The following is a 24,484-nucleotide window of genomic DNA, read 5'->3' as shown; positions in this document are numbered from 1 at the left end:
TTGGGATTACGGTTCTGAGATGCCGTTTGCGAGCAACAACAAAAAGGTGATGACGGATAACGACAGTAAAAAGGCAATATTCGCGAAGACACTGAACCATTTGACGTAGTTATTCGTCGACCGGAGACCAAGCACCAGCGAAACGATATACCCGATTCCGACCAAGATGTTGAGACCGATCGGCACCCACAGACTCAGATTCGGGAAAAACCGTCCGCTCAGCAAGTAGGAAGTTAGCATATTGAACAGAAGCAAACCGAGCGTCAAGAAGACCGGAAAATACGTCTGCTTGGATTGGTTCATCGTTCGACCAGATTCGTTGACCAGTTAAAGTGTCGACAAATCGTCTCGGCACTTTCGCCGGCCGAACGCCCCTCGGTATCAAGACGGAGATAGTTGGGATACGGCAGTTCTCCCGGAAGCGAATGCGTCCGGTACTGTTCAGCGGTTTCAAGCAAGTTGGCTTCCGACGCGGCGATGTCCCGTTTCGTGAACTTATGTAGTAAACGATTTTCCGTCTGATTCCGGGCAAGACGGGTCGACAGAGCGGCTTCCAGTTCAACGATGAAGACTTCGGCACCGGCTTCTTCAAACAGTTGAACGGTCTCTTCGATGAATTCGATCCCGCCGCCTTCGACGCCGAACAGGCACAAAAACGTAAAGATCACCCCTTCGAGATCGCTGACGGCCATCTCTTTGAACATTTCCCGACGGATCAAGTCCTTCAGCTTATGGTGCGCCGGTTTCGTGAAATCAAAGTACGGATGCAACAGGTCAATCGTCTGATGGTTATGGAATAATTTCATGCCCGTTTTTTGTTCGAGTTCCTGACCAATCGTCATCTTGCCGACGGCTTGCGGACCAAGTAACATGACAAACTTCATCCCTGACACCTCTTCCTTTTTTTGTTAATACTAGCACAGAAAAACAGAGTGTTCACATTAGAACGTTTGTTCGTAAAATGGTATAATGACAGTAGGACATGTTGTCGTTTTAGGACCGAATGGAGGTCATTGACTATATGGAACATTGGAAATCGGTACAGGGCTATGCAGGTATATATCAAGTCTCGACATCAGGGAACGTCCGGTCGCTCGACCGGATCATCGAGACGAGCCGTGGTGTCAAACAACGGCGGCAAGGTGTCGTGTTGCGCCCACGGATCAATCAGGAAGGTTACCGGAAAGTGACGTTGTACAAACAAGGACGCGGGGAACGGTTTTATGTCGCCGAGCTTGTCGCCAAGGCATTTCTCGATTCCGAGGCCGTGCACGACCGGATTATCCGGACGGACGGTGATCGCGTAAACGATCAGATTGACAATCTGACGGTCAAACCGTCCGTGAGTCAAGCGTATGCGTCGCTCCTGGACGAGTTTGACCTGTTATTGATGCGGCATATCGAATTATCGCCGCGGCAGATCCGTGACATTCGGCGTCGGTATCAAACCGGGCTTTCGATTCGCCGGTTGGCGTTGACCTATCAGGTGACGGAAAACCGGATTCGCAATATCATCGACAAAAAGGAAGCCCAGTATATTAGTTAAACGACGAACAGACCCTGTGCTTGAGGCAGAGGGTCTGTTTATCTTTACTGGGACGGACCGACAATCGTCCGGTTGAGGGACTCGATTTGTTCGCCGATGATGTAACCGTGCTGTTTCAGTTCCTGTTGGCGGGCACTGTTGGCTTGCATGTTTGCTTCAAGTGACTGACTGTAGTGGGTCAGTTCAAACAGAATCGTTTCAATCAGTTGAAAATGTTCCCGAATCCGCGGTTGGACCGAATAGACGAGCGCCCGGTCCGTCTCGACCTGGACGAGTGCGGCTTCAATCTGTTGGGCATGATCGAGGACGGAAGCAATCCGGCGGGTGCTCTGTTCAAGCTGTTCGTGTGTCGTCTCGATTTGGGTCGTCATCTGGACAACATCTTGTTCGATTTGTCCGATGCTGGCCGTCAAATCCCGGTTCGCCTGGTTGATGTGATCGATACTTCGTTTGATGTCGAGCGCGAGTAATTCGACCTCCTTGGCGACGATGACAAAACCGCGACCTTCTTCGCCTGCCCGTGTCGCTTCGATCAACGCATTCAACGATAAGCGGCGTGTCGCTTCCGCCACCTGTTGGATATAGCGGATCGAGGCATGCATTTGTTGATTGCGCTCTGTCGCTTCTTCCAGTGACTGTGACGTGTTGACAGACAGGGTCCGTAACAACGTTGTATCCTGTTGCAATGAGTCGAGAATCCGGTGACTCGTCGTCGCTTCGTCATTAAAGGAGCTGACCCGTTGATGGCTCGTTTGGATCGACTCGTCCATCGTCGCGAGTGCCTCGATTGAGGTCGTCAACAGTTGCCCGGATTCCGTGATGATCTGTTCCATCTGCGTCGACTGGTTTGTCAACGACGTCGCCACTTGATGGACGGCGAGGACGGATTCATCAATCGAGGCGAGTTGGGACGAAAAACCGGGTTGAGTCGCCTCCAGTCGTTCGCTCGCAATCGAAATTTCTTGTGTCAAACTACCGACTTGCTGCATCAGTTGGTTGTATTGGTGCGTCAATTGCTGTAATTCAAACGTCGTCGTCTTGATGCTGATCGGCTGATAGGTTCGCCGTGCATAGGCTTCTTCAATCTTTAAGGACAAGACGGACAGCGGAGCCAGTTGCTTTTTGATGCGGGCCCGAATCAACAGACTGACGAAACAGAGGACGATGATTCCGAGCACACCGAGTTTCAAGGCGAGTGCCTTAGCGGGTGCGACCAATCGTGCTTGATCGACCGATAAGAACAGGACATCATTTACTTCTTGAATCGACATCGCGAGAACGAACCGGTTGTTGCTCGTAAACGTCGTCACCCGTGTTTGCTTCAATTGTTGCATCACATCTTTTTTCTGTTGTGCCGTCAACGTCAACGGTTGGATGGCTACGTTTTTAGTTGCGAGCGACTGAATGGCCGCATCGTACTCGTCCCGTGACATATCGGCGAGCTGCTGATTTTTTAAACGTTTGATGGCGCGTGTCCGTTCCTGTTCGTCTTCCGGATAGGCTAAGTAGATCGAACGGATATTGGCATCGAGCATCGTCATTTCCCGTTCGAGCCGTTCACTGACGGACTTCGTCGACGCGCGGTAGAGTTCTTCGACGCTTAAAGCACTGATCAGTAACAGTCCCGCTGCGACGATCGGGATCAGCCAGTTGTTTAATTGTTGGGCCAATAATCTTTTTTTCTGTGTAGGTTGCTTCATTCGTTTTATCGCCTCCATGTTTCCTATCGGGAAGGAGAGACGATAATTTTATGAAGGAATCGTAGCGTTCTTGTAAAGGTTGAGCGCACAAAAAAAGGACATCCGAGGATGTCCGCTGTCAGCTGGCATGCGGTAGGTAAGCCGAGACGAAACTAGTCGTCATCTGTAAGAGCTGTTGGGTTTCTTCTTTTGGTTCGGACGTGACATAAATAATCAGGGCAGCGGCGACGGCAACAAAGATGATGACGACGAGAATGACGAAGAACGGCATCTTACTTTTCTTTTTTTCCTCTTTCATATCTATGATTGAATACCCCCTTATTTAAGTGGAAACGGTCTCTTTGAAGTGTTTCTTTGATGAAAAAAATGGAAACCTGCAAAGAAGCTCAAGACAGGAAGCAGACCATCCGATAGAGAACTGTACAGAGTATGAAGTTTGTCAGTCGAAGGGGTGTCCGTGTGCCATGTTGAGTCAGTTTAATCAGTTCCTGTTGAATTTTTCATTGTTGATTACATCACTCTTATTTGCATTTTTACCACTCCGACACGTCAAACGAATTTCACCGGCTTCACCGGTCAAAATTCGTATCCTGGTAGGGGTAATTGCCGGTTTTATCAGTGTATTGCTTGTTCTCAACAGCATTACGTATGATGGGGCAAAAATTGATTTACGGCTCGTCGCGCTTGTCACGGCATATTATTACGGCGGCTGGGTCAGTGGCGGGATTACGACGCTCGCGATTCTTGGGGCACGGTTTGCGATTACGCCACCGGGTGCTTACGAAGGATTGATTCTGACCGGCTTGATTTGTATCGCTTTACTCGTAACGGCAAGCATTTATCGTCGTTTTGCTTCACACACGCTCAAAGATTATTTGATCTTGATTGGCATCGGTATCGGATACAGTTTACCGGCCCTCTATTTATTGACGGCAACGTTTGACCGATTTCTTGAAATCGCCTTGGTCTATATTGTTTTCATTTTACTGGGCGGTTATGTCACATACCGTTTCCTGCAGGAATTACGCAAACACTTCCAGTTCGTTCAGATGCAACAGGAACTGGCATTGACCGACGGACTGACGAATCTCGCCAACCGGCGGAAACTGGACGAGACCCTTGCGTCTTATGACAAAGATGGTTTTGCCTTTTCCGTCTTGATCGTCGACATTGATTTCTTCAAGTCGGTCAATGATACATACGGCCATGACGGGGGCGACGTCGTGTTACGACAGCTGAGCCATCTGTTGCAACACTGTTGTCCTGACGAAGCACTCGTTGGGCGTTACGGCGGGGAAGAGTTTGTCTTATTATTGCCGGACATGCCGCTCAAAGAAGCCGTCCGGCTCGGGGAGACGATTCGCTTGGCGTGCGCCGATCAACATTTTGTCTTCAGCACGTATCCGGCATTCCATGTCACGTTATCGATCGGGGCGGCCTCGTCGGATCAAGGCGAGACATCGTTTGAAGTCGTCCAAAAGGCCGATCAGTCCCTTTATCAGGCGAAACAGACGGGACGGAACAAGGTCGTCGGCTACAGCGAAGAATAATCCAACACCAACAGGCGGGCTCCTCGGAGTCCGCCTGTTTCATGCTTCACGTAAAACTTATTCGCCGACCATCCCGTCATGGTCATTGTCCCGCATGTAGGGATAGAGCCAATGATCATCCGTGATCGGCATGCTGAATCCGGCGTCTTTTGCCTCTTGGATCGTGACTTGTCCGTTGCCGTTCGTATCAACGGTTGAGACGTCACCCGTTGTGTCGGAATCTAGTTCCGGATCGGCAGGAGCTGGTGCCGGTTCTTCTTTGTCTTCAGTCAGACCAAGTTCGGCATTGACTTCATCCGGGTTGACGTTATCGAAATCATCGACGATTTTATTTCCACGCAGCGTATACGTATAGTGATAATGCGACGGGATTTGTGTTGTCGTATCGGGATACGTAATGGTCGCTTCAAAGTCCGTCACCTCACCGGCCTTGCGGATGGTGTTTTCCATATAAGCTTGATCGCCGTGGCGATTGAGCGTGCTGTCCTGCGGCGTGATATTGTACGCATTTGAGACCCCGCCGAGCGAATCGGCAATGACGTGTCCCTCGTCGAGTTGCGGACTCTCGACACCTGGGACCTTCGCTTCATCCGAATAGTAACGGCCGGATGATGTCGTCTCCTCGGCATCATTTTGTAAGGTGATTTTTTTGGCGACGACTTTAACAAGTTGGGCATGTTCGTTCGTAAAGGCCCAGTACTCGCGGTCGCCAAAACCGATATTGACGACGACATTTGGTTCCCGGTCACCCGACATATCGCCTCCGTCGACGTTCAGTTTTGTATATCCCGAAAAAATGGAGTTCTTCGAAGACTTGGCTGTCGCGTCAGCAATGGTCGTTTCGGTGTTCGCAGGTTTTTTCGTAACGGGTTTCTCAGACGTTTGGTCTGATTCGACCGGTTTAGTTTCTGTTTCTGCCTGCTTCGGTGGATTCTTTTGGATAGTTTCTTGGTCAGTCTTCGGTTCTTGCGAAGCTGTTTCTTCACCGGCACATCCCGTTAAGAGAAGGGCAGCTAGTGGTAACGCAAAGTAAGTAAAGGATAGTTTCATAGGTAGACTCCTTAAATGGCATGACATACTTGTTCATTTTAGGAATCTTTTATCCTGAATACAAGCGGATTTTAAATATCTAACTAAATGAGAGATATATTGGCAGGTAATTTATCAAAAGTAGTGTTTCAACAGACAGACATTTCATAACAAAAAACACGCCACTAAAAGTGACGTGTCCGAGCTGGTGACTTGAATTAAAATCACGCGGTACTATAGGAAGAATTGTCTTTAAGAGGAAACCAATTGCGGAAAAATCTGATACCGTTCAAAATCAGCTAGGATATTCGGTGCAATCTGTTGGCGGAGTGTCGATTCATCTGCCCAGATGTAGGCGTCGTGCTCGTCGGACAATTCGACGGCCCGGGTCGTAGCGGTGCAGAAGTAAACCAGCAAAATGACTTGGCGGTCCGGATGGGTCATCAGACTCGAAGCATAAGCAATGCGGTCGACGGTGACCGTCAGTCCGGTCTCTTCCTCGATTTCCCGTGCCAGACTGTCTTCCGGCAACTCGCCGAAATCAATTTTTCCACCCGGACATTCCCACGTTCCGCCACCGGAGTCGGCAGCGGCGCGTTGAACGATTAAGATCCGGTTGTCGTACTGCACGATACCTTTGACAGCTGTTACGATCGTTGTCATATGTTTTCCCCCTTTTGTCTGAGAAGAACAGCTTCCGGTCCTTCCTGTTGCATCAGCCGACCATTCTTTAGATAAATGCCGCTTCGTTCCGGTAAACCGTATCCGAAGGTACTTTCCGTCTTTGAGAATGCCTCGTACAAGTTCGTCTCTTCCTGCCATGTGTCGTAATGGACAGAAACTACAGCATCCGTAAGCAGTCCGAGTCCGTTCAAGACAAGTGCGTTTCCGTCCCGTTGATCAATCGCAGGAATCCGGCATTCGTTTGGTGTCAGTAAGGCGCCGGCTGAAAATCCGGCGACAGGAACGCCGTGCTGAAACCGTTCTTGAATGATGGTACCGATTGGTGTGCCGACGATGAACTGTTGATACCGTTCCGTTTCCCCGCCCGAGATGATGATTCCGACACTTCCAGCTAACTGTTCGAGTTGTTCAGGTGTCGGACGTGCAGACAACGGAAAGTGGAAGAAATCTGTCGCACCATTTGTCGTTAACGCATCCGTATAGATCGGGGCATAATCGTCCCAGTTTGAGCCGGGACGCGGTACATATAGTAAGGCAACCGGTCCCGACCGGCCGAGACAAGAGACGAATTGTTGGCAAAGCATTGGAGTGAACGGCGGACCGCCGCCGAAGAGAAACAGCTGTTGATCTCTCATGAAAAAACCTCCTGTATTTAAAATGATTTCATTTTCAAAGCGGTCTGATACCGCTCAAAAAGTTGAGCCGTCATGAAAAAGAACAGCAGACCGAATCCGATGTGAAGTGCGGTATAGACAAGGCCAAACGAAGAGATTTCATACAGCAGGACCGGTAATTTGACCGTCGTGAACGCTCCGAGGAAAAAGACGACATAGCGGATGCTGGCCCCTTTTTCAAGCAGGAGGACGGCGACGGGAAAGGCGACATAGAGCGGACCGGCTGCGATGGCAGCCAGTAATAAGACATATAGATATCCTTGAAACCCTGCATCCGGTCCCATATATTTCAGCAGGGTGTCTTTTTTGATCCATTGATCGAGTAAACCGACCAAGACTAAAATTGGCGGCAACAGAAGCAGCATATCGAGCAGACTCTTAAAACTGAGCCGGGCGGCATGCTGACCGCGTACAGGATCGACGAGCAGAAGTCCGAGCAAGAGGACGGACATTGTGAGGAAGAAGCGATATGTTTTGATTCGTTTCATCCAAGCACCTCCATTACGAGTAACGAAAAGAACAGGCACATCATAAGTGCGGACAGATTGCGCGCATAAGCAAACCGTTTGCCGAACAGGCGGCTCTCTAACGGGATTGTCATGATTCCGACGGCCATCAGTGAGGCCATTAAAGCCGAGACTTGCGCCAGTCCGGCACCGTTCTCAAGCAAGGTCGCTCCGAGCGGAAAGACGACGAAGCTCGGAATCAGAGCAATCGCCCCGATGACGAGCGACAGTATAATACCAAGAAACCCGGCATCCTGTCCGAGTAAGACCGAGATTTGAGCAGGCGACAGGATCGATAACGACAAGCCGACGAACAACAGGATGGCCAGGAGATCCGGCAACAGGTTCGTAAAGATTTTCCAGGCTTTCGCAAACGCCGCCTGCGTCTTTTGTTTGTCCTTATAGAAGGAGACGCTGGACAGAAGAAGCACCATTCCATACAGCACGATGCTGTTAACCATCGGATTTTACCTGTTTTGCATAATGCGTCTGGAAATACAGCAGATTTTGGAGTTTTTGTTCGATGTCCTCATGAAAGCGATCGAGCTGTGCCCGACCGGACGATGTTATCTGATACACTTTCACCATCTTGTTTTGGGGAGACATGGTGAGGATGGAAGTGACGAAACCTTCTTCTTCAAGTTTTTTGAGTGTCCGGTAGAGAATCGCACTATCAATCGGATTAAACGGCAATTCCTGCTCGCAGCGTTGAAGCAGATCCCCGCCATAAGTGGGACCTTTCGCAAGGAATAAGAGTAAAAAAGCGCCTGTGTGGCGACCAGTATGTTTCAACGTAAATCCCTCCTGATTGGTTATACTTTATAACTGTCGATAACACTTAACTGTTATTGACAGTATAGAATCAGAAAGATGAAAAAGCAACTGCCGATTGGAATTAAGTCCATCAGCAGAACCTAATCATTTTTTGAGATAGGTAGAAAACGGAAAATGAATTATACTAGAAATACTAGGAATATTTTGAAAAGGAATTAAGTGAAATGGGGATAATATAACTCTATCAAATGATGTACCAGGAGTCGGACAAGGGGGAGGAACAAAATTTTCGTCAAGCGGACATCATTTACTGGGAACCGTTCTATAAGAAGGAGTGGTTAATTCTCGACGAGACACATTGGGAAATCAGCTGGAGCGAATCAGGCGGGGACCAAGCATCACGTGGCAGTAATGCTTATCTGGAAGGTTGGGAATTCCTTTGGAAATTGTTGTACAGTCAGTTTAAAACACGTAAGTAGGAAATCAAACGAAGACTTTAAAAAGAAAATAAAGTAGTTATATGATTCTTTTTATTAAAGTATTGATTTCAATTTTAAATTTAATAATACTTTAATTTTAAAAAAACTATTTAAATATATCAATATAATAATCAATTATTTGTAATATGTGCTATTTAATGATAAAATATGTATGTAAAAAAATGCATCCATGAGGTGGGGAAAATGTCAGTTAATCTTGTAAAAGGTCAAAAAATTGATTTGACAAAAAACAGTAAAAATTTATCTAACTTGATGGTTGGTTTAGGTTGGGATCCAGTTCAGAAAGAAACTTCAGGTTTTTTAGGTTCTTTGTTTGGTGGTTCTTCAAATTCTATTGATTGCGATGCTTCAGTGTTGATGCTTGACCAAAATGGAAAATTACTTAGTCAAAGTCACGTAATATATTTTGGGAATTTGTCTAGTTTGTGCGGAAGTATAAAACATTCAGGAGATAATTTAACAGGTGAAGGTGACGGTGATGACGAACAAATTTTGGTTTCGCTAGATCGTGTACCATCTTCAGTTCAAAAACTACTTTTCGTAGTAAATATTTATGACTGTGAAAATCGTAAACAAGAATTTGGAATGATTAAAAATGCCTACATTAGAATACAAGATGTATCTACGGGAAGTGAGTTATTAAAGTTTAATTTAACTGATAACTTTCAAGGATTAACTTCTCTCGTTACGGGAGAAATTTATCGACATAATAATGAATGGAAATTTAATGCAATAGGTGACGGAACAAAAGATAAATCACTAAGTTCAATTTTATCAAAGTATATTTAAAAAATATTTTTTTAGGGAGAGAATTTTATGTCAGTTTCATTATCAAAAGGACAAAAAGTAGATTTAACAAAATCAAATCCTGGTCTAACTAAATTAGTAGTAGGGTTAGGATGGGACACGAATAAATATGACGGTGGAAAAGATTTTGATTTAGATTCTTCAGTCTTCCTTTTAAATAAAGACGAAAAAGTTAATACAGAACTTGATTTTGTATATTTTAATAATTTAGTTGGTGGAGAAGGATCAGTTAAGCATAGTGGTGATAATCTAACTGGAGAAGGTGAAGGAGACGATGAGCAAGTTAAAATTGATTTGTCGTTGATTCCACAAAATGTCGAAAAGGTATCGTTTACAATTACAATCCATGAAGCGGAATCACGTAATCAAAATTTCGGTCAAGTTACTAATGCATTTGTTAGAATCGTTGATGAAGTTACAGAAAAAGAATTAATTCGTTACGATTTAGGAGAAGATTTTTCAGTAGAAACTGCCATTGTTGCTGCAGAGTTGTATCGTCACAACGGAGAATGGAAATTTAACGCAATTGGTAGTGGGTTTAATGGTGGATTAGGGGCTTTGGCTAAAAACTTTGGTTTACAAGTAGGTTAAAAAAAGCATGCAATAATAAAGAGCGCTCCTAGCGCTCTTTATTATTGCAGTTATTTTTCTGTTGTCAAAAAATAATTTTTTAAAAAGGTATGTAGTAACTTAATTATATTAAGGGACTGCTACTTGAATAACTATTAATTATCTTAGTTTTTCAAGAGAAAGGATGTACAATGAAATATTTCTCTTACTTAGAAAAAATGAATAGAGATAGTTTTTTTTATAAACTACCAATAACGTTTGATAAATTTGCGCCTAAAGAATTACTAGAACACTCTTTGGGCGCACTTCTTTATATGCCGGGAACCCGACAAGATATTTCAGATATCATTATAAATCAAAAATATGAAGAGTTAAAATCGGTTGCTATTTGCTTAGAAGATAGCGTAGCAGAGTATGATATGAAATTCGCTGAAAAAAATGTAATTCTTCAATTGAAAAAACTAAGTCGATTTTATAACAACTCTTTAAATGATTTACCTCTGATTTTCGTTAGAACAAGAAATTATAATCAATTTGATCAAATGATGAAGCAGTTAACAAAGTTGGAACTATCGGTTCTTACAGGTTTTATATTTCCTAAATGTTCAAAAGACATATTGGAAAAATGTTTGAATTTAATAGAAAAAGTTAATTTGAAATTTTCAATAAATCTTTATGCTATGCCAATATTAGAAACAAAAGAAATTATTTATGTAGAAAGTCGGATTAAAACTTTATTAGAAATTAAAGAAGTCTGTGATAAATATGCTCCAATCATATTAAATATAAGAATAGGGGCTACCGATTTTTCGGGTGTTTATGGATTAAGAAGAAAACCTTATTATTCAATCTATGACATTTCGGTTATCAATGCCTGCATCTCAGATATTATAAATATTTTTGGACGTATCGAAGCTAAATACACTTTATCTGCTCCAGTATGGGAATATTTTAGTATGGAGAAAAATGAGGATACAATAGTTGATATGTATTCTTTAAAAATAAATGATACTGGTTTGATTAAAGAGCTACTTCTCGATAAGCAAAATGGAATGAGTGGAAAAACAATAATCCATCCCTCTCACATTTTACCTGTTAATTGTATGCAAATAGTTGAGAAAGAAGATTATCTTGATGCTATTTCGATTTTGGATAGTGTTAATAGTGGTGGGGTGAAAAAAAGTACATATGGTAACAAAATGAATGAAGTTAATCCTCATAGAGAATGGGCAAAAAAAATAATTATAAAATCAAATATATTTGGGGTGTTTGAAGATGGATTTAACTACAAATCACTATTCAAAATTGAAGAAGCAATACAATTATAGTGAACAAATCAAAGTTGAGATTAAAGAAAATTTATTTGCTATTCCTCTCAATGATGTTTTTCTTTTAGCTGAAAGGCAAAATAAGAAACGAAAATTCTTATTTGTGAGCCCTTTGCTAGGAAAACATCTTGCAATCAAACCACAAGTACTATTTACAGTGGGTCAAGCACTTGCATATCATTTGAATTTTGCTATAGTATCAAAAAAAAATATAGAGGAAGAAAAACGCTTAAAAGAACTATTTAATAAAGAATCATTTTCAGAAATTAATTCAAGCGAAATAGTTAATAAATATGAAGGAGATTCATTATTATTTTTAGGTTTTGCGGAAACAGCAACTGCTCTAGGACAGGTTGTTTATCAATGCTTTAATAATACAAACTATGTACATACGACAAGAGAAATTATTAAAGATAAAGAACCAATATTTACATTTGAGGAAGAACACTCTCATGCTGTTGATCAATTATGCTACTTTGATCAAATCTATGTAAATAATAAAAAGACTATTGTTTTAGTTGATGATGAAATCACTACCGGAAAAACTGCTTTAAATATAATAGAATCAATTCAAAAAAAATTTCCTAGAAAACGTTATATAGTGTTATCAATTTTAAATTGGTTGTCCGAAAAAGATCAAGAAAAAATTGATAATTTGAAAAAAGAATTAGACATAGAAATTGTTTTTTTGTCATTGATAAAAGGAAATATAGTTAATGAAAATACTGTTCTAATTGAAGAAAAAAAATCTTATAAATTAAAAGAAAATGATAATAATGAGAATAGTCATTTCTTTTATTATTCTCTATATGAACAATTTACGAAAAAAAGTGATTTCATTTACAAAGGAAAAAGTTCTAAACACTTGAGTATAACAGGACGATTCGGTATTGAAAGCATACAAAACGAAGATATTTTTAACTATGCTAAAGAAATTTCGCAATATCTTTCCGGAAAAGTTTCGCCTGTTAAAACACTATGTATTGGAACTGGAGAGTTCATGTACTTACCACTTCTTGTGAGCAAATATTTAAAAATTGACTGTCGCTTTCAAGCTACTACAAAAAGTCCAATAATTCCTAGGGAAAACAAAAATTATCCTATAAAAAATAGAAATGAATTTAATAATCCTGAGGTCTTAAACGAGATAAATTATTTGTATAATTTAAAAAATATTGATGAGAAACAAGTAATAGTATTTGTAGAAAAAAAATTGAATGATATAGATTTATTAGAACTTTCTTCAGTATTAAAAACTATAAATTTTTCTGAAATACATTTTGTATCATTTATGTAAAGGGGTTAATAAAAATGGATAATATAAAAGAAGTTGAATTCTCAGGAAGTTATTTAAAAAATGATGTTATTTTTTTGTTAAAGAATTTAAATGGATTACTTGAAGAAAGAGAGAATTTAGACCGTGAACATGCTATGAAATCGGGGTCTCATTATTCAGAGATGTTACCAATAGAATATGAGCCTCCAAGATCTTATATAGAATTATTTCATTTATTACTTCAAGAAGAAAAAGTAAATATTGCTAATCATGTTGCACGAGTTGCAGAAATTTTATTTTATTTACACGGCAAAGACATTGTAATAGTATCTCTTGCAAGAGCTGGTACGCCTGTCGGTGTCTTAATAAAAAGGTATCTTTTACAAAAGTATAAGATTGACGTTCCTCATTACAGTATTTCAATTATAAGAGACAGAGGATTAGATTTAAATGCAGTCAAATATATTATAAATAAACACCCAGATTTTACATTACGATTCATAGATGGTTGGACAGGAAAAGGAGCTATTTCTAAAGAATTAATAAAATCTTGTAAAGATATTAAACTAAATGATGGCATAGATTTGGATGATCGACTAGTAGTGTTGGCTGATCCAGGAAAATGTGCAGGAGTATATTCAACACGTGAGGATGTTTTAATTCCAAGTGCATGTTTAAACGCTACGGTTTCAGGTTTAATTAGTAGAACAGTTTTAAATTCTCAATTTATTAAAGAAAAAGATTTTCATGGTACAAAGTACTATAATAATTTAAGAGATAGTGACTTATCGTGTTTTTATATTGAACAAATTCAAGAAATGTTTCCAAAGATACCAAGTGAAATTGAATCGTTAGTTAAAGAACTAAATGTCGCAGAAAGAACGTTTAGTGGTGTTGAGGACGTTTTGAAAATAATGAAGAGTTACAAAATAGAAAATTCAAACTATATAAAACCTGGGATTGGTGAAACAACACGTGTTCTTCTAAGAAGAGTAACATGGAAAATACTGGTCAAAGATATTAGTGATAAGCGCTTAAATCATATTTTGTTTCTTGCAGCTGAACGTAATGTAGTAGTTGAAGAATATAAAGATATGAGTTATTTATGCTGTGGACTAATAAAAAATGTATAAAGGTGTTGTTAGAAAATGATCTTTGCAAGCGATCTTGATCGAACGTTAATATATTCAAGGTCTTCAGCTGAATGTCACTTGAATAATAGTACTCTTGTCGAATATTATGATAACAAACCTAATAGTTATATAGAAAATAGTGTGTTAAAAGATTTAATGGAATTTTCTGAAAAAAATTTATTCATACCAGTTACAACTAGAACAGTTGATCAGTACAAAAGAATATCTTTGTTTCAAGAAAAAATAAAGCCGAAATTTGCTATTGTAGCAAATGGAGCAGTTTTATTAATAGATGGAAAGCGAAGTCAAGAATGGGATGAAATAATTTTAGCTGAGCATCATAACTATAAAAAGAAAAAAAAAGAACTAATTCAATTCATATTATTTAACATTGAAAAGAAATGTATTATAAATTTAAAAGAAGCAGAAGAATATTTTTTATATTTAATTTTGAACGTTGAATATATCAATGATGATAAAATAACTAAAGTATCTAAATGGGCGGAAAATAAAGAATGGATAGTATCACAACAAGGAAGAAAAATTTATTTTATTCCAAGGTATATTAATAAAAGAGCTCCTCTTCAGTACCTAAAAGAAAAACAAAATATTTGTGGGGAAATATTTGCTTCAGGTGATTCAATATTAGATTATCCATTAATAAAGTACGCAGATTTTTCTATAGTTCCTTTACACGGCGAAATAATTTGTTATGATTCGACGTTAAACAAAACAAGTGAACGAGGAATTAAATCCTCTGTAGAAATTATGAAAAAAGTTAATGAATATAGTAAAAAAATTAATTAGTGAATTTAAACAAAATAATAATAAATTTTATTTTTAGATCGTATATTTGTTTCTAATAGCTTGTTTTAAAAGAATAGAATTCCAATCAATTTAGCTGGTGTGTACATTTTTAAATCCTTTCTTTAAAAAATAAAGCCCACATAATGTTAGTCAGATTTATTTTAAATTGACTAATATTATGCGGGTTTATTTTTTAGAAAATATAAAATTATTTACTTCCTGCCGTCCATCTCATATTCCAACCGTATGCACGATCTAACTCTTTATGACCACTGTAATACTTAGAAAGTTTAGTGATTTTTAAAGTATTATTTTTACTGCGTTCAATCATTGCAATAGCACACATATTTTTATTATTAGAATGGTTATCGAGTTTGACAATTATGTCAGGCCCTTCTATTTGCTTCACTTTTACTACTCCATCTACTTCAGACCAGTTAGCTGCACCATCATAAATATAAGCAAAAACAAGAATCTTTTTAAATTGACTATATTCTTTTCCGTTGATATTTAAATTTTCTCCATTCAAAGAATTACCTGAACGATCATCTTGATCTAAATTAATATATGGTCGATTATTAAAACTACCAAACATGTTACCTAAAGCTTGAACAACGCCTTTTTCTCCATCATTTAATTCATAAAGACAGCCTAAATCTAAATCTACCGAAGTACTTGAAAATAAGGAACTAAAAAAACCTTTATTGGCATTTGAATTACCATTTTGATTCCAATTCAAGTTTACATTTAATTTTCCTAATTTATCATCTACTTTGCTTAAATCGATTGAATCACCAGATTTTTTTAATTCAATTTTTGATAATGAAATTTTTGTGTTTTTATTGTAAGTCGATTGATTATTATTAACATCGTTATTTGATGTTTTTAAAAAATCTTTCTGATTCATGGCAAATCCATATTGTAATAATAAGTTACCAAGACCACGATTAACACCTCTGCCGACCGCACTAAACTTCCATTCCCCATTATGGCGATATATTTCTCCTACTACTAACGTAGAATCTTTATTGAAGTCGACTTCTAAATTATATCGATAAAGTTCTGAATTTGTGAGATCGTTTTTGATAATCGCGATAATTTCTTTAAATTGATTGAAATTTTGTTTTTTGTTTATAGCTTCATAAATATCTAAAACAATCAATACTTTGTTAGTTGTTATAGGGAGATCATGAAGAGTAAACTTCATTTTTTTTTCTGTAGAGATTGAAATGGAGTTATTTAAAGATTTTTTTTGGTTATAATAAACGATTTGATTTTTGTCTGAAATTTTCCCACTACTATCTAAAGAAATTGCTATGATATTTGTATCGAAATTTTCTGTGGAGTTTATAAACCATTCAAAATCAATACTGATCTTACTTAAAGAAGGGTTATTTTTTGTTAAATCAATTTTTTGTCCTCGTATCAAAGTAGTCAATTTATTTTCTCCTTTAGTATGTGATTATTAGATGAATCTTTTTGAAATTTCATTAATAGAAGTATCATGTGTTCCATCACCGATTGCGTTAAACTTCCAGTCATTATTATGCCGATAAAGTTCTCCGGCAATTAAAGAAGTTAGACCACTAAAGTTGCTAGATAAATTAAATTTCAGTAACTCTTTTTTATTTGTACTATCTTCAATACGAATATATGCATTTTTAATCATGCCAAAATGTTGACCTCGATTTGTACACTCATAAATATTTACTACGAATAGTAGACGATGAATATTAGTTGGTATTTTATTGAGAGAAATTAAAAGCTGTTCATCATCACCGTCACCCTCGCCAGTTAAATTATCTCCAGTATGTATAACACTGTTACAGTCACTTTTTAGTTTACCAAAGTATATGACATCTTCAGATCTTTGTATTTTTCCATTACTATCAAGCATAAAAACAGTAGCATCACAATCGATTTCATTATTACTGTTACCTAACAGTCTACTTAAAAATCCTGTAGGTTGTTGTTGAATAGGATCCCAACCAAGACCTACTGTTAAATTTTGTAAGTTGTTATTACCTTTAGTTAAATCAATTTTTTGTCCTTTTGTTAAGTTAATTGACATAATAAACACCTCAAGATTAAGTTTGAAATACTTTTAAATTTTACCATTAAATTACTATTTTAAAAAGATGAAAGTAAAATAAATAATTAAAATACTTTTAATTGTAATTAAAGTATAAAAAAACATAAATTAAAAATATTGATATTGATATTTTTGTATTTAACAATTAAAGTATAAATAGTAGTTCAAATAACACATTTTTACTTTAATTACATAATATTATCTAGGGGGAAATGAAAATGGCAATTCAATTATCAAAAGGTCAACGGATTGATTTAACAAAAACTAATCCGACATTAAAAAAGCTTGTTGTTGGCTTAGGATGGGATGTTAAGCAATATGATGGTGGACAAGATTATGATTTAGATGCCTCTGCTTTTGTACTTAATACTATGGGGAAATGTCGTTCAGAATCTGATTTTATTTTTTATAACAATTTAAATAGCCCAGACGGATCGGTTACACATACTGGTGATAATAGAACTGGTGAGGGTGACGGCGATGATGAGCAAATTAAAATTGATTTGACAAAAGTTTCTCGTGATGTAGATAAAATTGCTATTACAGTTACAATTCATGATGCAGTCGCTCGTAGTCAAAACTTCGGACAAATTGCAAACGCTTTTGTTAGATTGATCGATGAAGAAACAGGAGCCGAAATTTTACGTTACGATTTGGGTGAAGATTTTAGCATTGAAACTGCGGCTGTTTTTTGTGAAATATATAGACACCAAACGGACTGGAAATTTAATGCGGTTGGAGCTGGCTACCAAGGTGGGCTACAGTCTCTAATCAATTCTTACGGTTTATAAAAAAATAATAACGGATTAGAAGAAAAAGATATAGAAGGTATATATCCTTCTATATCTTTTTCGATTAATAATAGAATAAGGAGATATATTTATGAATGATGTAATTCAACAAATTTTACATACATACGCAATGTTTTTTGATTTTAAAATGTGGGGCGAGGTACTGACAGACCCAGTAGCGTGGGGATTAATCGGATCATTAGTTTTAATCGAAGGATTGTTGTCTGCAGATAATGCTTTAGTACTAGCAGTTTTAGTCAAGCATTTACCAAAAGAAAAACAAAAAAAAGCATTATTGTATGGAATTATTGGTGCTTATGTATTTCGATTTATTGCGATCGGAGTCGGTGTTTATTTAGTTAAATTTGCAATTGTAAAAATACTAGGTGCAGCATATCTTGCATGGATTGTGATTCAGTATTTCAAAAATAAAGGTGACGATGATGAGGCTAAAGAGTTCAATAAAACTAGTATAATGGTAAGAATCTTTGGGACTTTTTGGGCAACCGTTATTTCTGTAGAAATCATGGATATTGCATTCAGTATTGATTCTGTATTAGCAGCTTTTGCAATCTCTGATCAAGTATGGGTGCTTTTATTAGGTGGAATGCTTGGAATATTAATGATGAGAACTGTAGCAGGAATATTTTTGACTTTGATAGACAAATTCCCAGAACTTGAAACAACAGCATTTGTATTAATCGGAATCATTGCTGCAAAAATGTTTGCTAGTGTCTTTGGTTTCCACCTACCTCATTTAGTGTTCTTTGCAATTTTAATTGGCGCATTTTTAATGACGTTTGTAATTCATTATGTCGAGAAAAATAAAAAAATCCGTGCATCTGAAAAAGAATCAGCAGCTGGGAAAAAATAATTTTATGGGATTATTTGTAAATGAATTTAAAAGAAAGGTCACTTGAACGTGACTTTTCTTTTTTTCGTTTTTTAAGTTTTTATTAAGCGTTGCTGGATTTCATGATATATGAAAAACACGCCACTAAACGTGACGTGCTCCAAAAAATTAGACTAACCCTAAAATCTCAACTTCAACCAAAGCATCTTTCGGTAACTCTTTGACGGCGATACAAGATCGTGCCGGGAAGTGGTTATGCGGAGCAAAGTAATCGGAGTAGATATCATTAAACGCAGCGAAATGATCCATGCTCGTTAAGTAACACGTCGTCTTGACGACACGATCCGGTGTCAGACCGGCTTCTTTTAAGATGGCATCGACGTTTTTCATGACCTGCTCTGTCTGCTCCGTAATGCCACCGACGACCATTTCACCCGTCGCAGGATTGATCGGGATTTGACCGGATGCGTATAATGTACCGTTGGCAATGAAACCTTGCGAATAAGGACCGATGGCAGCCGGGGCGTTGGTTGTTTCGATTTTCTGGAATGAACTCATGAAAACTCCTCCTCTAACTAAAATAAATAGTATGTAGAACGTGCTATCTGCCTTGAACTATAGGATAATTTTTACAACACCATCACCATACTTACAAGGAGTGAATCCAATGCCTCTTTATCATAAATTAGTCCGGGATCAGATTCCAACTATCATTGCTCGGAACGGAAAAAAAGCAACGTTCCGGACACTTGACGAGGAAGAATTCCTCGTCGAAGCGAAACGGAAGTTGCATGAAGAAGTAGCGGAATATGAAGAAGCAACAACGACCGAAGAAGCGGTGGAAGAACTGGCTGATTTACTGGAACTGATTCACGCGCTGGCGCGGACGCACGGAACGACACCGGAACAGCTTGAAGCAATCCGGCTGACGAAACACGATAAGCGGGGCGGCTTTGATGACAAGCTGTATCTGATTGAGGTCGAAGATTGATTCCGGCAGCAAAACTGACGACACACGATTTGTATGCGTCGTTGGTTGATGCCATTGACCAAGCTGATGAAGTCTATATCGTCGCCGCCTTTGCGCAACGCTCGGGTGTCGAACTGTTGTTACCGGCGTTATGTCGCGCCGTCGAACGGGGCGCTGATGTTCATTTTTTGATTGGCGACTACTTACATATCACGGACCCGGAGGCGTTGGCAGAATTATTAAAACTGGACGGTCTGTCGATCCGGTTTTATCGCTCTGGCGGACGGGCGTTTCATCCGAAAGCCTATCTGTTCCGCAACGCAGAGACCGGTCTGTCGATTGTCGGCTCATCGAATATCTCCAAAAGCGCTTTTCGGACCGGTGTCGAGTGGAATCTTCATTTACCGCAAGCCGTCGCACCGCATATCTTGGATGATGCGATTGAGGCATTCATGGATCTTTATTTAAGTGAAGCAGCTCAAGACCTGAATCCGATTGTCCTCGAAGCGTACCGGCAGGAACATGACGCACGGCAATATGTTGCAGAACCGGAAGTCGACTATGCGGAGCAACAGCTCGTCATGTCCGAGGAGATTCTGCCGCACCGGGTGCAGGAGGAAGCCTTACGGGCACTTCGGGAAACGATGGAAGAAGGACGGACGCGTGCTTTGACCGTACTTGCAACCGGGCTTGGGAAAACGTATCTCAGTGCATTCTTTGCACGTGGTTTTAAACGAATTCTGTTCCTTGCACACCAGCGTGAATTACTGGAGCAAGCGGAACGTTCGTTTAAAAAGGTCGAACCTAATTGGCAGACAGCCTTCTACATCGGATCAGACCGCACGAATGATAAACAGACGGACGTACTGTTTGGGTCAGTCCAAACGCTATCCCAAAACAGGCATCTTGAACGGTTCGCACAAGATTATTTTGATTTGATCATCATTGATGAGTTTCACCACGCAGCAGCTAAAAGTTATCAAAAGGTTCTGGCGCATTTCGACCCCCAATTTTTACTGGGACTGACAGCGACGCCGGACCGGATGGACGGAGCGGACGTCTATGCACTGTGCGACAATAACGTTGCCTTTCAAATGCACTTCACGTCAGGCATCAACGAAGGATTTCTGACTCCGTTCCATTATTACGGGATTCATGACGTCATCGACTATTCGCAACTGCGACGGATGGGACGAAAATATGATGCGATGGAACTGGAACAGGCGCAGATTGATCGGGCAGTCTCAGAAAACATCTATGCCGCCTGGTCGAAGCACCGGCAGACGAAGACGATCGCCTTTTGTTCGTCGATCCGCCAAGCCGAATACTTAGCGCAGACATTCCGGGAAATGGGGCACCAAGCGATTGCCTTGACCGGACAGACCATTAATCGACGAGAGCGGATTCAGGAGTTTGAACAGGGAACGTTAGAAATCGTCTTTACGGTCGATTTGTTTAATGAAGGAGTCGACATTCCAAAAGTCGATACGTTACTGTTTTGCCGACCGACGGAATCGATTGCAATCTACACCCAGCAAATTGGGCGGGGCTTACGTTTAGCGAGTGAGAAATCACATTGTGTCATCATCGATTTGATTGGGAACTACAAAAATGTTGAAACGAAGCTGATGTTGCTTGGAACAGTAAAAGACAAGATTAAGCGGGGGGATAAGGAGCCGATTACGCCACCAAAGGGATGCATCATCGAGTTCGATACACAAGCACTGAATATCATTCATCGGATGCGCCAACCAAATCAGCGTAAACTACGTTTGATCGAGAGTTATGAACAACTGAAGATCGATCTTGGGCGGCGTCCAACCTACGTTGAGATTGGTCAACTGACAGCCATGCCAACGGGCTATAAACAAGAGTGGGGCTCGTACGTCGGTTTCTTGAAGGAACAAGGTGAATTGACGGATGAAGAAATCGAGACTTACGATGCTAACCGTGAACTGATTGAACAGGTCGAAAAAACGGTCATGAACCGGAGTTACAAGATGGTTGTGTTGCTAGCAATGCTCGAGCGGGGCGAAGAGCGATGGATGGAGCCGATTACGGCAGCAGAAGTCGCTCCCTTCTTTTATGAGTATCTATATGCAGAGAAGTATCGGGAAGTAAAGGATGCGCAAGGGAAGGTCTTTGAGGATGGGTACAATGAGTCAAAGGTAATAGCATTACTGAAGCAACAGCCCTTTCCAAAAATGGGATATCCGTTTGAAACAACTAAAGACCAAAGAACATTATTTATTCAACAAGACTTTAAGACAAATAGTAGAGTATTAACGGAGTGGATAACGGATATTGTTCTGTTTCGGATTGAACATTATTTTTCAAGTTAGACTAATGAATTGATGAAGAGTGATAAAATAGAAATATATGTATTTTTGATTTTTAATAAAATAATTCACGAGACGTGATGGGGAGTTTTATAGATGTCGATACCAGAAAAAGAAACTGTTGTTAAAATGATTAGCGAAAGATACGATTGTGTACTTACAATCATGAAACAAAAGAAAATCATGTATGAAGGAACAACGCGTAATGATAAATCAGTAATCTTATGTACGCCAGAAAGTAAATTGCACAATCAAGAGCATGGTTGGTTTGACTTGTCGACGAAGCAAGTTGAAATTTTGGATGGTGCAGATATGGCGATCATGGCTGTGCGAATTGAAGGCAACAAAGTATATTTTGTAGAATTCAAAAACCTGAGACGGTTGATGACAGCAGATATGATTCTCGATTATTCAAAAGATGAAAAATGGAGATTTTATATCTGGGAAGATCATATTAAGGTTCGAGGGAATGATGAGAAGTTTTATGTGAGTGGGGAAGTCGTTAAGTCAATGGAATTGGCATAATCATATAAGAAGAATAATTAGAAAATAAAGTTGCAATGAGTAGTATCAATCAAAATAAGACTTTTAGTAGAAACTACTAAAAGTCTTATTTTGATAAATTAAAGTGTATATTTCTCTCCATTCTTCCTAATCTTATCTACCATAATCTCTTCTACATCTACATTCAACTCACTACACAACGTCAGCGCATAAATCAACACATCGGCAATTTCCTCTTTAATATTTTCCTGATTTTCTTCCCACGCTTCTTCGCTGGTCCGCCACTGGAAGGCTTCGAGTAACTCGGATGCTTCGATTGACAAAGAAATCGCTAAGTCTTTTGGATTATGATGTGGTCGCCAGTTTTGTTCGTCACGGAAGTCATCGATTTTTTGTATTAACGCTTTGATTTCATTCATAGCTGTGTCTACTTTAGTTGTAATAATCGGGCGCGTAATTGAGGATTGGTTGCGTACAGATAAAGCCCTTTGACGCCACGATTCAACAGGACGTTCAGGGAGTTCAAAATGATTTCTTCCTTGGCACGTTCGTTTTCTGATCGACTCAAGTCTTGACGGGAAACAAATGCCCCGGTGTCTTTATATGACGTTGGATCGAGCTTCAATTGTTGAGTCGTTTCATCATACTGAATCGACGGACCGAGGACGACACCGACGTAGTTTAAATCAAATCTTTGAATGGTATAGATCGATCCAACTTCTCGAATCGTTTCCGGTTGTTCTGCCCATGTTGTATGGGGATAAGTACGATTCCACGGAAGGTTAATTCCGCCTTCGTCAACAAAGTAGTCGGCCCCATCTTTTTTATGCAGGTAGTCAAACGTCGAGACAATTCGGGATAGTCCGTGCTGTTCGTTTTTCGAGAAAATTGCCTGCTTGAAGGTTTCCGAATCCGCGAAGACCTGTAAATCATAATTTGAATCACTCGGAATCGGTAAGAGCTCGCGTTCCACCAGCCGATTAATCCAGTGCAATGTCTGCGGACTCGCTTGCATCCGGAATTGATTAGATAATTGCAGCGTCTTTGTCGAAAAGGGACCGACGATGTCCTGTAAGGTCGTACGTCCCCAGTGACTTTTAATCTTGAGGACTTGTTTTGGATCAAAAATCAGAATTGTAATTTTACTGCGTGTAATGATTTCATGCAGTTGATTTTGTTGGTGGAAATTGTTGTAGGCATCTTCTTTTGTAAGTAACAGATGGGCTTCGTCCACGAGCACGATGTCAGCAGTCCGCTTTTGTTTATCTAATGTATTTAAGAAGGGTGTTGGCTTTAAAAACTGCTTTTTCTTTAAGTTCGGTAGGCTGCCGGCAATCGATTTATACGTCTTGAGCATTTCACCATGGTTGACGAGCAGATAGTTATCCGTCTGATACAGTGAGGAAACTGCTTCTTTCGTTAAATCCTGGATCGTATTGAACAAGGAGCTGAGTAATACACTTTTTCCTGTTCCGGCGTCGCCTTCGACAATGAAGACATGATGACCCATTTCGATGATTTTTGTTTTACAAAATTTTAAGATTTCCTCTTTGACTTCTAGTTGTTGCTCAGACAATTCACGAAACGGAGAGAGTTTGTAGACGTCTTTGTTTCGTAACTGATCGAGTGTTCCTTCCGCAATCTGCTCCTCGCGTAACTGTTGCCAAATGTTTTCAAAAACCGTCTCATTGAAAAAATCTTTTCGGAAGTAGTTGTGTATCTGGCGGGAGACGGTTTGGATGACATTTTGCAGTGTATAGCGACCATCTGCAATTAAAAAATTAATCAAATTGAATTCGATATTGTAAGTAGCCGATTGGTTAAACTGTTCATGCCCAATTAAAATCGATTCGTCGAGCTGCTTCCGACGAGGATCTTTTAAATGGGCTTTTAACCGTTGATTTTTTTGAACCGTTTGTCCGACGTAAGCTTGTGCTTTTGACCGGTTATACAACAGATAAACGATTGGATAATTGTCTATGTAGAGCGTTCGACTACGTGTTAAATCAGCGTAGTTGAATTTTTGTTTTTCAAAATAAAGGCTCTTCAAC

29 protein-coding genes are annotated in these 24,484 nt (G+C 39.6%); 14 read left to right on the top strand and 15 right to left on the bottom strand.

Going from position 1 to position 24,484, the window contains the following annotated elements; translation table 11 throughout:
• Positions 1–6: 6 nt before the first annotated feature.
• Positions 7–303, bottom strand: coding sequence for a hypothetical protein (locus P402_RS0115140; RefSeq protein WP_026829456.1), 297 nt, complete (start codon positions 301–303; stop codon positions 7–9).
• The gene (locus P402_RS0115135) at positions 300–884 is read right to left on the bottom strand and encodes an AAA family ATPase (RefSeq protein WP_026829455.1); all 585 of its coding nucleotides are present in this window, start codon (positions 882–884) and stop codon (positions 300–302) included. Before P402_RS0115135 ends, P402_RS0115140 begins: the two co-directional genes overlap by 4 nt.
• A gap of 137 nt (positions 885–1,021) precedes the next feature.
• Here P402_RS0115135 and P402_RS16610 point away from each other — a divergent pair, with 137 nt between their 5' ends.
• Positions 1,022–1,546, top strand: a complete 525-nt coding sequence (locus tag P402_RS16610; RefSeq protein WP_034770083.1) for an NUMOD4 domain-containing protein — start codon at positions 1,022–1,024, stop codon at positions 1,544–1,546.
• Between the two features lie 44 nt (positions 1,547–1,590).
• On the opposite strand, the gene P402_RS0115125 is transcribed toward P402_RS16610, so the two are convergent.
• Entirely contained in the window at positions 1,591–3,246 is a 1,656-nt protein-coding gene (locus tag P402_RS0115125; RefSeq protein ID WP_026829454.1) for a methyl-accepting chemotaxis protein, read from the bottom strand.
• Positions 3,247–3,364: 118 nt separating this feature from the next.
• On the bottom strand, positions 3,365–3,544 hold the full coding sequence (locus P402_RS0115120; protein WP_235188893.1) for a hypothetical protein: 180 nt from the start codon (positions 3,542–3,544) through the stop codon (positions 3,365–3,367).
• A 166-nt stretch (positions 3,545–3,710) separates the two neighbouring features.
• On the opposite strand from P402_RS0115120, the gene P402_RS0115115 reads away from it, so the two are divergent.
• A complete protein-coding gene (locus P402_RS0115115) occupies positions 3,711–4,796 on the top strand; it encodes a GGDEF domain-containing protein (protein WP_026829452.1) in 1,086 nt (361 codons plus the stop codon).
• A 57-nt stretch (positions 4,797–4,853) separates the two neighbouring features.
• Here P402_RS0115115 and P402_RS0115110 read toward each other — a convergent pair whose 3' ends face one another.
• From P402_RS0115110 to P402_RS0115085, 6 genes are all read right to left on the bottom strand, one after another.
• Positions 4,854–5,846 carry a DNA/RNA non-specific endonuclease gene (locus P402_RS0115110; protein ID WP_026829451.1) on the bottom strand — a complete coding sequence of 331 codons (993 nt, stop codon included), beginning with the start codon at positions 5,844–5,846 and terminating at the stop codon, positions 4,854–4,856.
• 231 nt (positions 5,847–6,077) lie between these two features.
• The gene (locus P402_RS0115105) at positions 6,078–6,488 is read right to left on the bottom strand and encodes an NUDIX hydrolase (RefSeq protein ID WP_026829450.1); all 411 of its coding nucleotides are present in this window, start codon (positions 6,486–6,488) and stop codon (positions 6,078–6,080) included.
• Positions 6,485–7,144, bottom strand: a complete 660-nt coding sequence (locus P402_RS0115100) for a Type 1 glutamine amidotransferase-like domain-containing protein (RefSeq protein WP_026829449.1) — start codon at positions 7,142–7,144, stop codon at positions 6,485–6,487. Before P402_RS0115100 ends, P402_RS0115105 begins: the two co-directional genes overlap by 4 nt.
• A gap of 17 nt (positions 7,145–7,161) precedes the next feature.
• Complete coding sequence (locus tag P402_RS0115095; protein WP_026829448.1) at positions 7,162–7,671, bottom strand: permease; 510 nt, start codon at positions 7,669–7,671, stop codon at positions 7,162–7,164.
• Positions 7,668–8,150 (bottom strand): hypothetical protein, encoded by a 483-nt coding sequence (locus P402_RS0115090; RefSeq protein WP_026829447.1) that lies wholly within the window; start codon positions 8,148–8,150, stop codon positions 7,668–7,670. Before P402_RS0115090 ends, P402_RS0115095 begins: the two co-directional genes overlap by 4 nt.
• Positions 8,143–8,481 (bottom strand): PadR family transcriptional regulator, encoded by a 339-nt coding sequence (locus tag P402_RS0115085; RefSeq protein ID WP_026829446.1) that lies wholly within the window; start codon positions 8,479–8,481, stop codon positions 8,143–8,145. The genes P402_RS0115090 and P402_RS0115085 overlap by 8 nt, the downstream gene beginning before the upstream one ends.
• Before the next feature lie 230 nt (positions 8,482–8,711).
• On the opposite strand from P402_RS0115085, the gene P402_RS17205 reads away from it, so the two are divergent.
• The 7 genes from P402_RS17205 to P402_RS16595 all read left to right on the top strand — a co-directional run bounded on the left by P402_RS17205 (position 8,712) and on the right by P402_RS16595 (position 14,884).
• Positions 8,712–8,942, top strand: a complete 231-nt coding sequence (locus P402_RS17205; RefSeq protein ID WP_051525178.1) for a hypothetical protein — start codon at positions 8,712–8,714, stop codon at positions 8,940–8,942.
• A gap of 204 nt (positions 8,943–9,146) precedes the next feature.
• Positions 9,147–9,752 (top strand): TerD family protein, encoded by a 606-nt coding sequence (locus P402_RS0115075; protein WP_026829445.1) that lies wholly within the window; start codon positions 9,147–9,149, stop codon positions 9,750–9,752.
• Between the two features lie 27 nt (positions 9,753–9,779).
• Positions 9,780–10,361 (top strand): TerD family protein, encoded by a 582-nt coding sequence (locus tag P402_RS0115070; RefSeq protein WP_026829444.1) that lies wholly within the window; start codon positions 9,780–9,782, stop codon positions 10,359–10,361.
• Positions 10,362–10,558: 197 nt separating this feature from the next.
• A complete protein-coding gene (locus P402_RS16600; RefSeq protein ID WP_235188892.1) occupies positions 10,559–11,668 on the top strand; it encodes an HpcH/HpaI aldolase/citrate lyase family protein in 1,110 nt (369 codons plus the stop codon).
• Positions 11,616–12,965, top strand: a complete 1,350-nt coding sequence (locus tag P402_RS0115060; RefSeq protein WP_051525177.1) for a phosphoribosyltransferase family protein — start codon at positions 11,616–11,618, stop codon at positions 12,963–12,965. The genes P402_RS16600 and P402_RS0115060 overlap by 53 nt, the downstream gene beginning before the upstream one ends.
• A gap of 14 nt (positions 12,966–12,979) precedes the next feature.
• Entirely contained in the window at positions 12,980–14,077 is a 1,098-nt protein-coding gene (locus tag P402_RS0115055) for a cysteine protease StiP family protein (RefSeq protein ID WP_026829442.1), read from the top strand.
• Between the two features lie 15 nt (positions 14,078–14,092).
• A complete protein-coding gene (locus P402_RS16595) occupies positions 14,093–14,884 on the top strand; it encodes a hypothetical protein (protein WP_051525176.1) in 792 nt (263 codons plus the stop codon).
• A 208-nt stretch (positions 14,885–15,092) separates the two neighbouring features.
• Here P402_RS16595 and P402_RS0115045 read toward each other — a convergent pair whose 3' ends face one another.
• Positions 15,093–16,322 carry a TerD family protein gene (locus P402_RS0115045; protein ID WP_026829441.1) on the bottom strand — a complete coding sequence of 410 codons (1,230 nt, stop codon included), beginning with the start codon at positions 16,320–16,322 and terminating at the stop codon, positions 15,093–15,095.
• Between the two features lie 27 nt (positions 16,323–16,349).
• On the bottom strand, positions 16,350–16,955 hold the full coding sequence (locus P402_RS0115040; RefSeq protein WP_026829440.1) for a TerD family protein: 606 nt from the start codon (positions 16,953–16,955) through the stop codon (positions 16,350–16,352).
• Between the two features lie 239 nt (positions 16,956–17,194).
• On the opposite strand from P402_RS0115040, the gene P402_RS0115035 reads away from it, so the two are divergent.
• Both P402_RS0115035 and P402_RS0115030 read left to right on the top strand, forming a co-directional pair.
• Positions 17,195–17,767 (top strand): TerD family protein, encoded by a 573-nt coding sequence (locus tag P402_RS0115035; protein WP_026829439.1) that lies wholly within the window; start codon positions 17,195–17,197, stop codon positions 17,765–17,767.
• Positions 17,768–17,858: 91 nt separating this feature from the next.
• Entirely contained in the window at positions 17,859–18,641 is a 783-nt protein-coding gene (locus tag P402_RS0115030) for a DUF475 domain-containing protein (RefSeq protein WP_026829438.1), read from the top strand.
• Between the two features lie 147 nt (positions 18,642–18,788).
• On the opposite strand, the gene P402_RS0115025 is transcribed toward P402_RS0115030, so the two are convergent.
• On the bottom strand, positions 18,789–19,178 hold the full coding sequence (locus tag P402_RS0115025) for a RidA family protein (protein WP_026829437.1): 390 nt from the start codon (positions 19,176–19,178) through the stop codon (positions 18,789–18,791).
• Between the two features lie 109 nt (positions 19,179–19,287).
• On the opposite strand from P402_RS0115025, the gene P402_RS0115020 reads away from it, so the two are divergent.
• The 3 genes from P402_RS0115020 (at position 19,288) to P402_RS0115010 (ending at position 22,454) form a co-directional block, all read left to right on the top strand.
• Positions 19,288–19,611 (top strand): nucleoside triphosphate pyrophosphohydrolase, encoded by a 324-nt coding sequence (locus tag P402_RS0115020; RefSeq protein ID WP_026829436.1) that lies wholly within the window; start codon positions 19,288–19,290, stop codon positions 19,609–19,611.
• Positions 19,608–21,932, top strand: a complete 2,325-nt coding sequence (locus P402_RS0115015; protein ID WP_026829435.1) for a DEAD/DEAH box helicase family protein — start codon at positions 19,608–19,610, stop codon at positions 21,930–21,932. The genes P402_RS0115020 and P402_RS0115015 overlap by 4 nt, the downstream gene beginning before the upstream one ends.
• A 93-nt stretch (positions 21,933–22,025) precedes the next feature.
• Positions 22,026–22,454, top strand: a complete 429-nt coding sequence (locus P402_RS0115010; protein WP_026829434.1) for a hypothetical protein — start codon at positions 22,026–22,028, stop codon at positions 22,452–22,454.
• A 98-nt stretch (positions 22,455–22,552) separates the two neighbouring features.
• On the opposite strand, the gene P402_RS0115005 is transcribed toward P402_RS0115010, so the two are convergent.
• Positions 22,553–22,852: a nucleotide pyrophosphohydrolase gene (locus tag P402_RS0115005; RefSeq protein WP_026829433.1), complete on the bottom strand. Its 300-nt coding sequence runs from the start codon at positions 22,850–22,852 to the stop codon at positions 22,553–22,555.
• Positions 22,853–22,860: 8 nt separating this feature from the next.
• Positions 22,861–24,483, bottom strand: a complete 1,623-nt coding sequence (locus P402_RS0115000) for a DUF2075 domain-containing protein (RefSeq protein ID WP_034770079.1) — start codon at positions 24,481–24,483, stop codon at positions 22,861–22,863.
• Between the last annotated feature and the right edge of the window lies 1 nt (position 24,484).

This window comes from Exiguobacterium sibiricum 7-3, from assembly GCF_000620865.1.
GTDB lineage: Bacteria > Bacillota > Bacilli > Exiguobacteriales > Exiguobacteriaceae > Exiguobacterium_A > Exiguobacterium_A sibiricum_A.
The sequence above is the reverse complement of the archived record's forward strand: the minus strand, read 5'-3'. Positions and strand labels throughout refer to the sequence as shown.

Excerpts from the sequence above, each read along its gene's own strand:
- P402_RS0115115 (WP_026829452.1), top strand. The coding sequence starts at position 3,711 with ATGTTGAGTCAGTTTAATCAGTTCCTGTTGAATTTTTCATTGTTGATT.
- P402_RS0115070 (WP_026829444.1), top strand. The coding sequence starts at position 9,780 with ATGTCAGTTTCATTATCAAAAGGACAAAAAGTAGATTTAACAAAATCA.
- P402_RS16610 (WP_034770083.1), top strand. The coding sequence starts at position 1,022 with ATGGAACATTGGAAATCGGTACAGGGCTATGCAGGTATATATCAAGTC.
- P402_RS0115025 (WP_026829437.1), bottom strand. The coding sequence starts at position 19,178 with ATGAGTTCATTCCAGAAAATCGAAACAACCAACGCCCCGGCTGCCATC.
- P402_RS0115005 (WP_026829433.1), bottom strand. The coding sequence starts at position 22,852 with ATGAATGAAATCAAAGCGTTAATACAAAAAATCGATGACTTCCGTGAC.
- P402_RS0115060 (WP_051525177.1), top strand. The coding sequence starts at position 11,616 with ATGGATTTAACTACAAATCACTATTCAAAATTGAAGAAGCAATACAAT.
- P402_RS0115120 (WP_235188893.1), bottom strand. The coding sequence starts at position 3,544 with ATGAAAGAGGAAAAAAAGAAAAGTAAGATGCCGTTCTTCGTCATTCTC.
- P402_RS16600 (WP_235188892.1), top strand. The coding sequence starts at position 10,559 with ATGAATAGAGATAGTTTTTTTTATAAACTACCAATAACGTTTGATAAA.
- P402_RS0115125 (WP_026829454.1), bottom strand. The coding sequence starts at position 3,246 with ATGAAGCAACCTACACAGAAAAAAAGATTATTGGCCCAACAATTAAAC.
- P402_RS0115030 (WP_026829438.1), top strand. The coding sequence starts at position 17,859 with ATGAATGATGTAATTCAACAAATTTTACATACATACGCAATGTTTTTT.
- P402_RS0115020 (WP_026829436.1), top strand. The coding sequence starts at position 19,288 with ATGCCTCTTTATCATAAATTAGTCCGGGATCAGATTCCAACTATCATT.
- P402_RS0115040 (WP_026829440.1), bottom strand. The coding sequence starts at position 16,955 with ATGTCAATTAACTTAACAAAAGGACAAAAAATTGATTTAACTAAAGGT.
- P402_RS0115105 (WP_026829450.1), bottom strand. The coding sequence starts at position 6,488 with ATGACAACGATCGTAACAGCTGTCAAAGGTATCGTGCAGTACGACAAC.
- P402_RS0115100 (WP_026829449.1), bottom strand. The coding sequence starts at position 7,144 with ATGAGAGATCAACAGCTGTTTCTCTTCGGCGGCGGTCCGCCGTTCACT.
- P402_RS0115055 (WP_026829442.1), top strand. The coding sequence starts at position 12,980 with ATGGATAATATAAAAGAAGTTGAATTCTCAGGAAGTTATTTAAAAAAT.
- P402_RS0115135 (WP_026829455.1), bottom strand. The coding sequence starts at position 884 with ATGAAGTTTGTCATGTTACTTGGTCCGCAAGCCGTCGGCAAGATGACG.
- P402_RS0115075 (WP_026829445.1), top strand. The coding sequence starts at position 9,147 with ATGTCAGTTAATCTTGTAAAAGGTCAAAAAATTGATTTGACAAAAAAC.
- P402_RS0115035 (WP_026829439.1), top strand. The coding sequence starts at position 17,195 with ATGGCAATTCAATTATCAAAAGGTCAACGGATTGATTTAACAAAAACT.
- P402_RS16595 (WP_051525176.1), top strand. The coding sequence starts at position 14,093 with ATGATCTTTGCAAGCGATCTTGATCGAACGTTAATATATTCAAGGTCT.
- P402_RS17205 (WP_051525178.1), top strand. The coding sequence starts at position 8,712 with ATGATGTACCAGGAGTCGGACAAGGGGGAGGAACAAAATTTTCGTCAA.
- P402_RS0115010 (WP_026829434.1), top strand. The coding sequence starts at position 22,026 with ATGTCGATACCAGAAAAAGAAACTGTTGTTAAAATGATTAGCGAAAGA.
- P402_RS0115110 (WP_026829451.1), bottom strand. The coding sequence starts at position 5,846 with ATGAAACTATCCTTTACTTACTTTGCGTTACCACTAGCTGCCCTTCTC.
- P402_RS0115140 (WP_026829456.1), bottom strand. The coding sequence starts at position 303 with ATGAACCAATCCAAGCAGACGTATTTTCCGGTCTTCTTGACGCTCGGT.
- P402_RS0115090 (WP_026829447.1), bottom strand. The coding sequence starts at position 8,150 with ATGGTTAACAGCATCGTGCTGTATGGAATGGTGCTTCTTCTGTCCAGC.
- P402_RS0115095 (WP_026829448.1), bottom strand. The coding sequence starts at position 7,671 with ATGAAACGAATCAAAACATATCGCTTCTTCCTCACAATGTCCGTCCTC.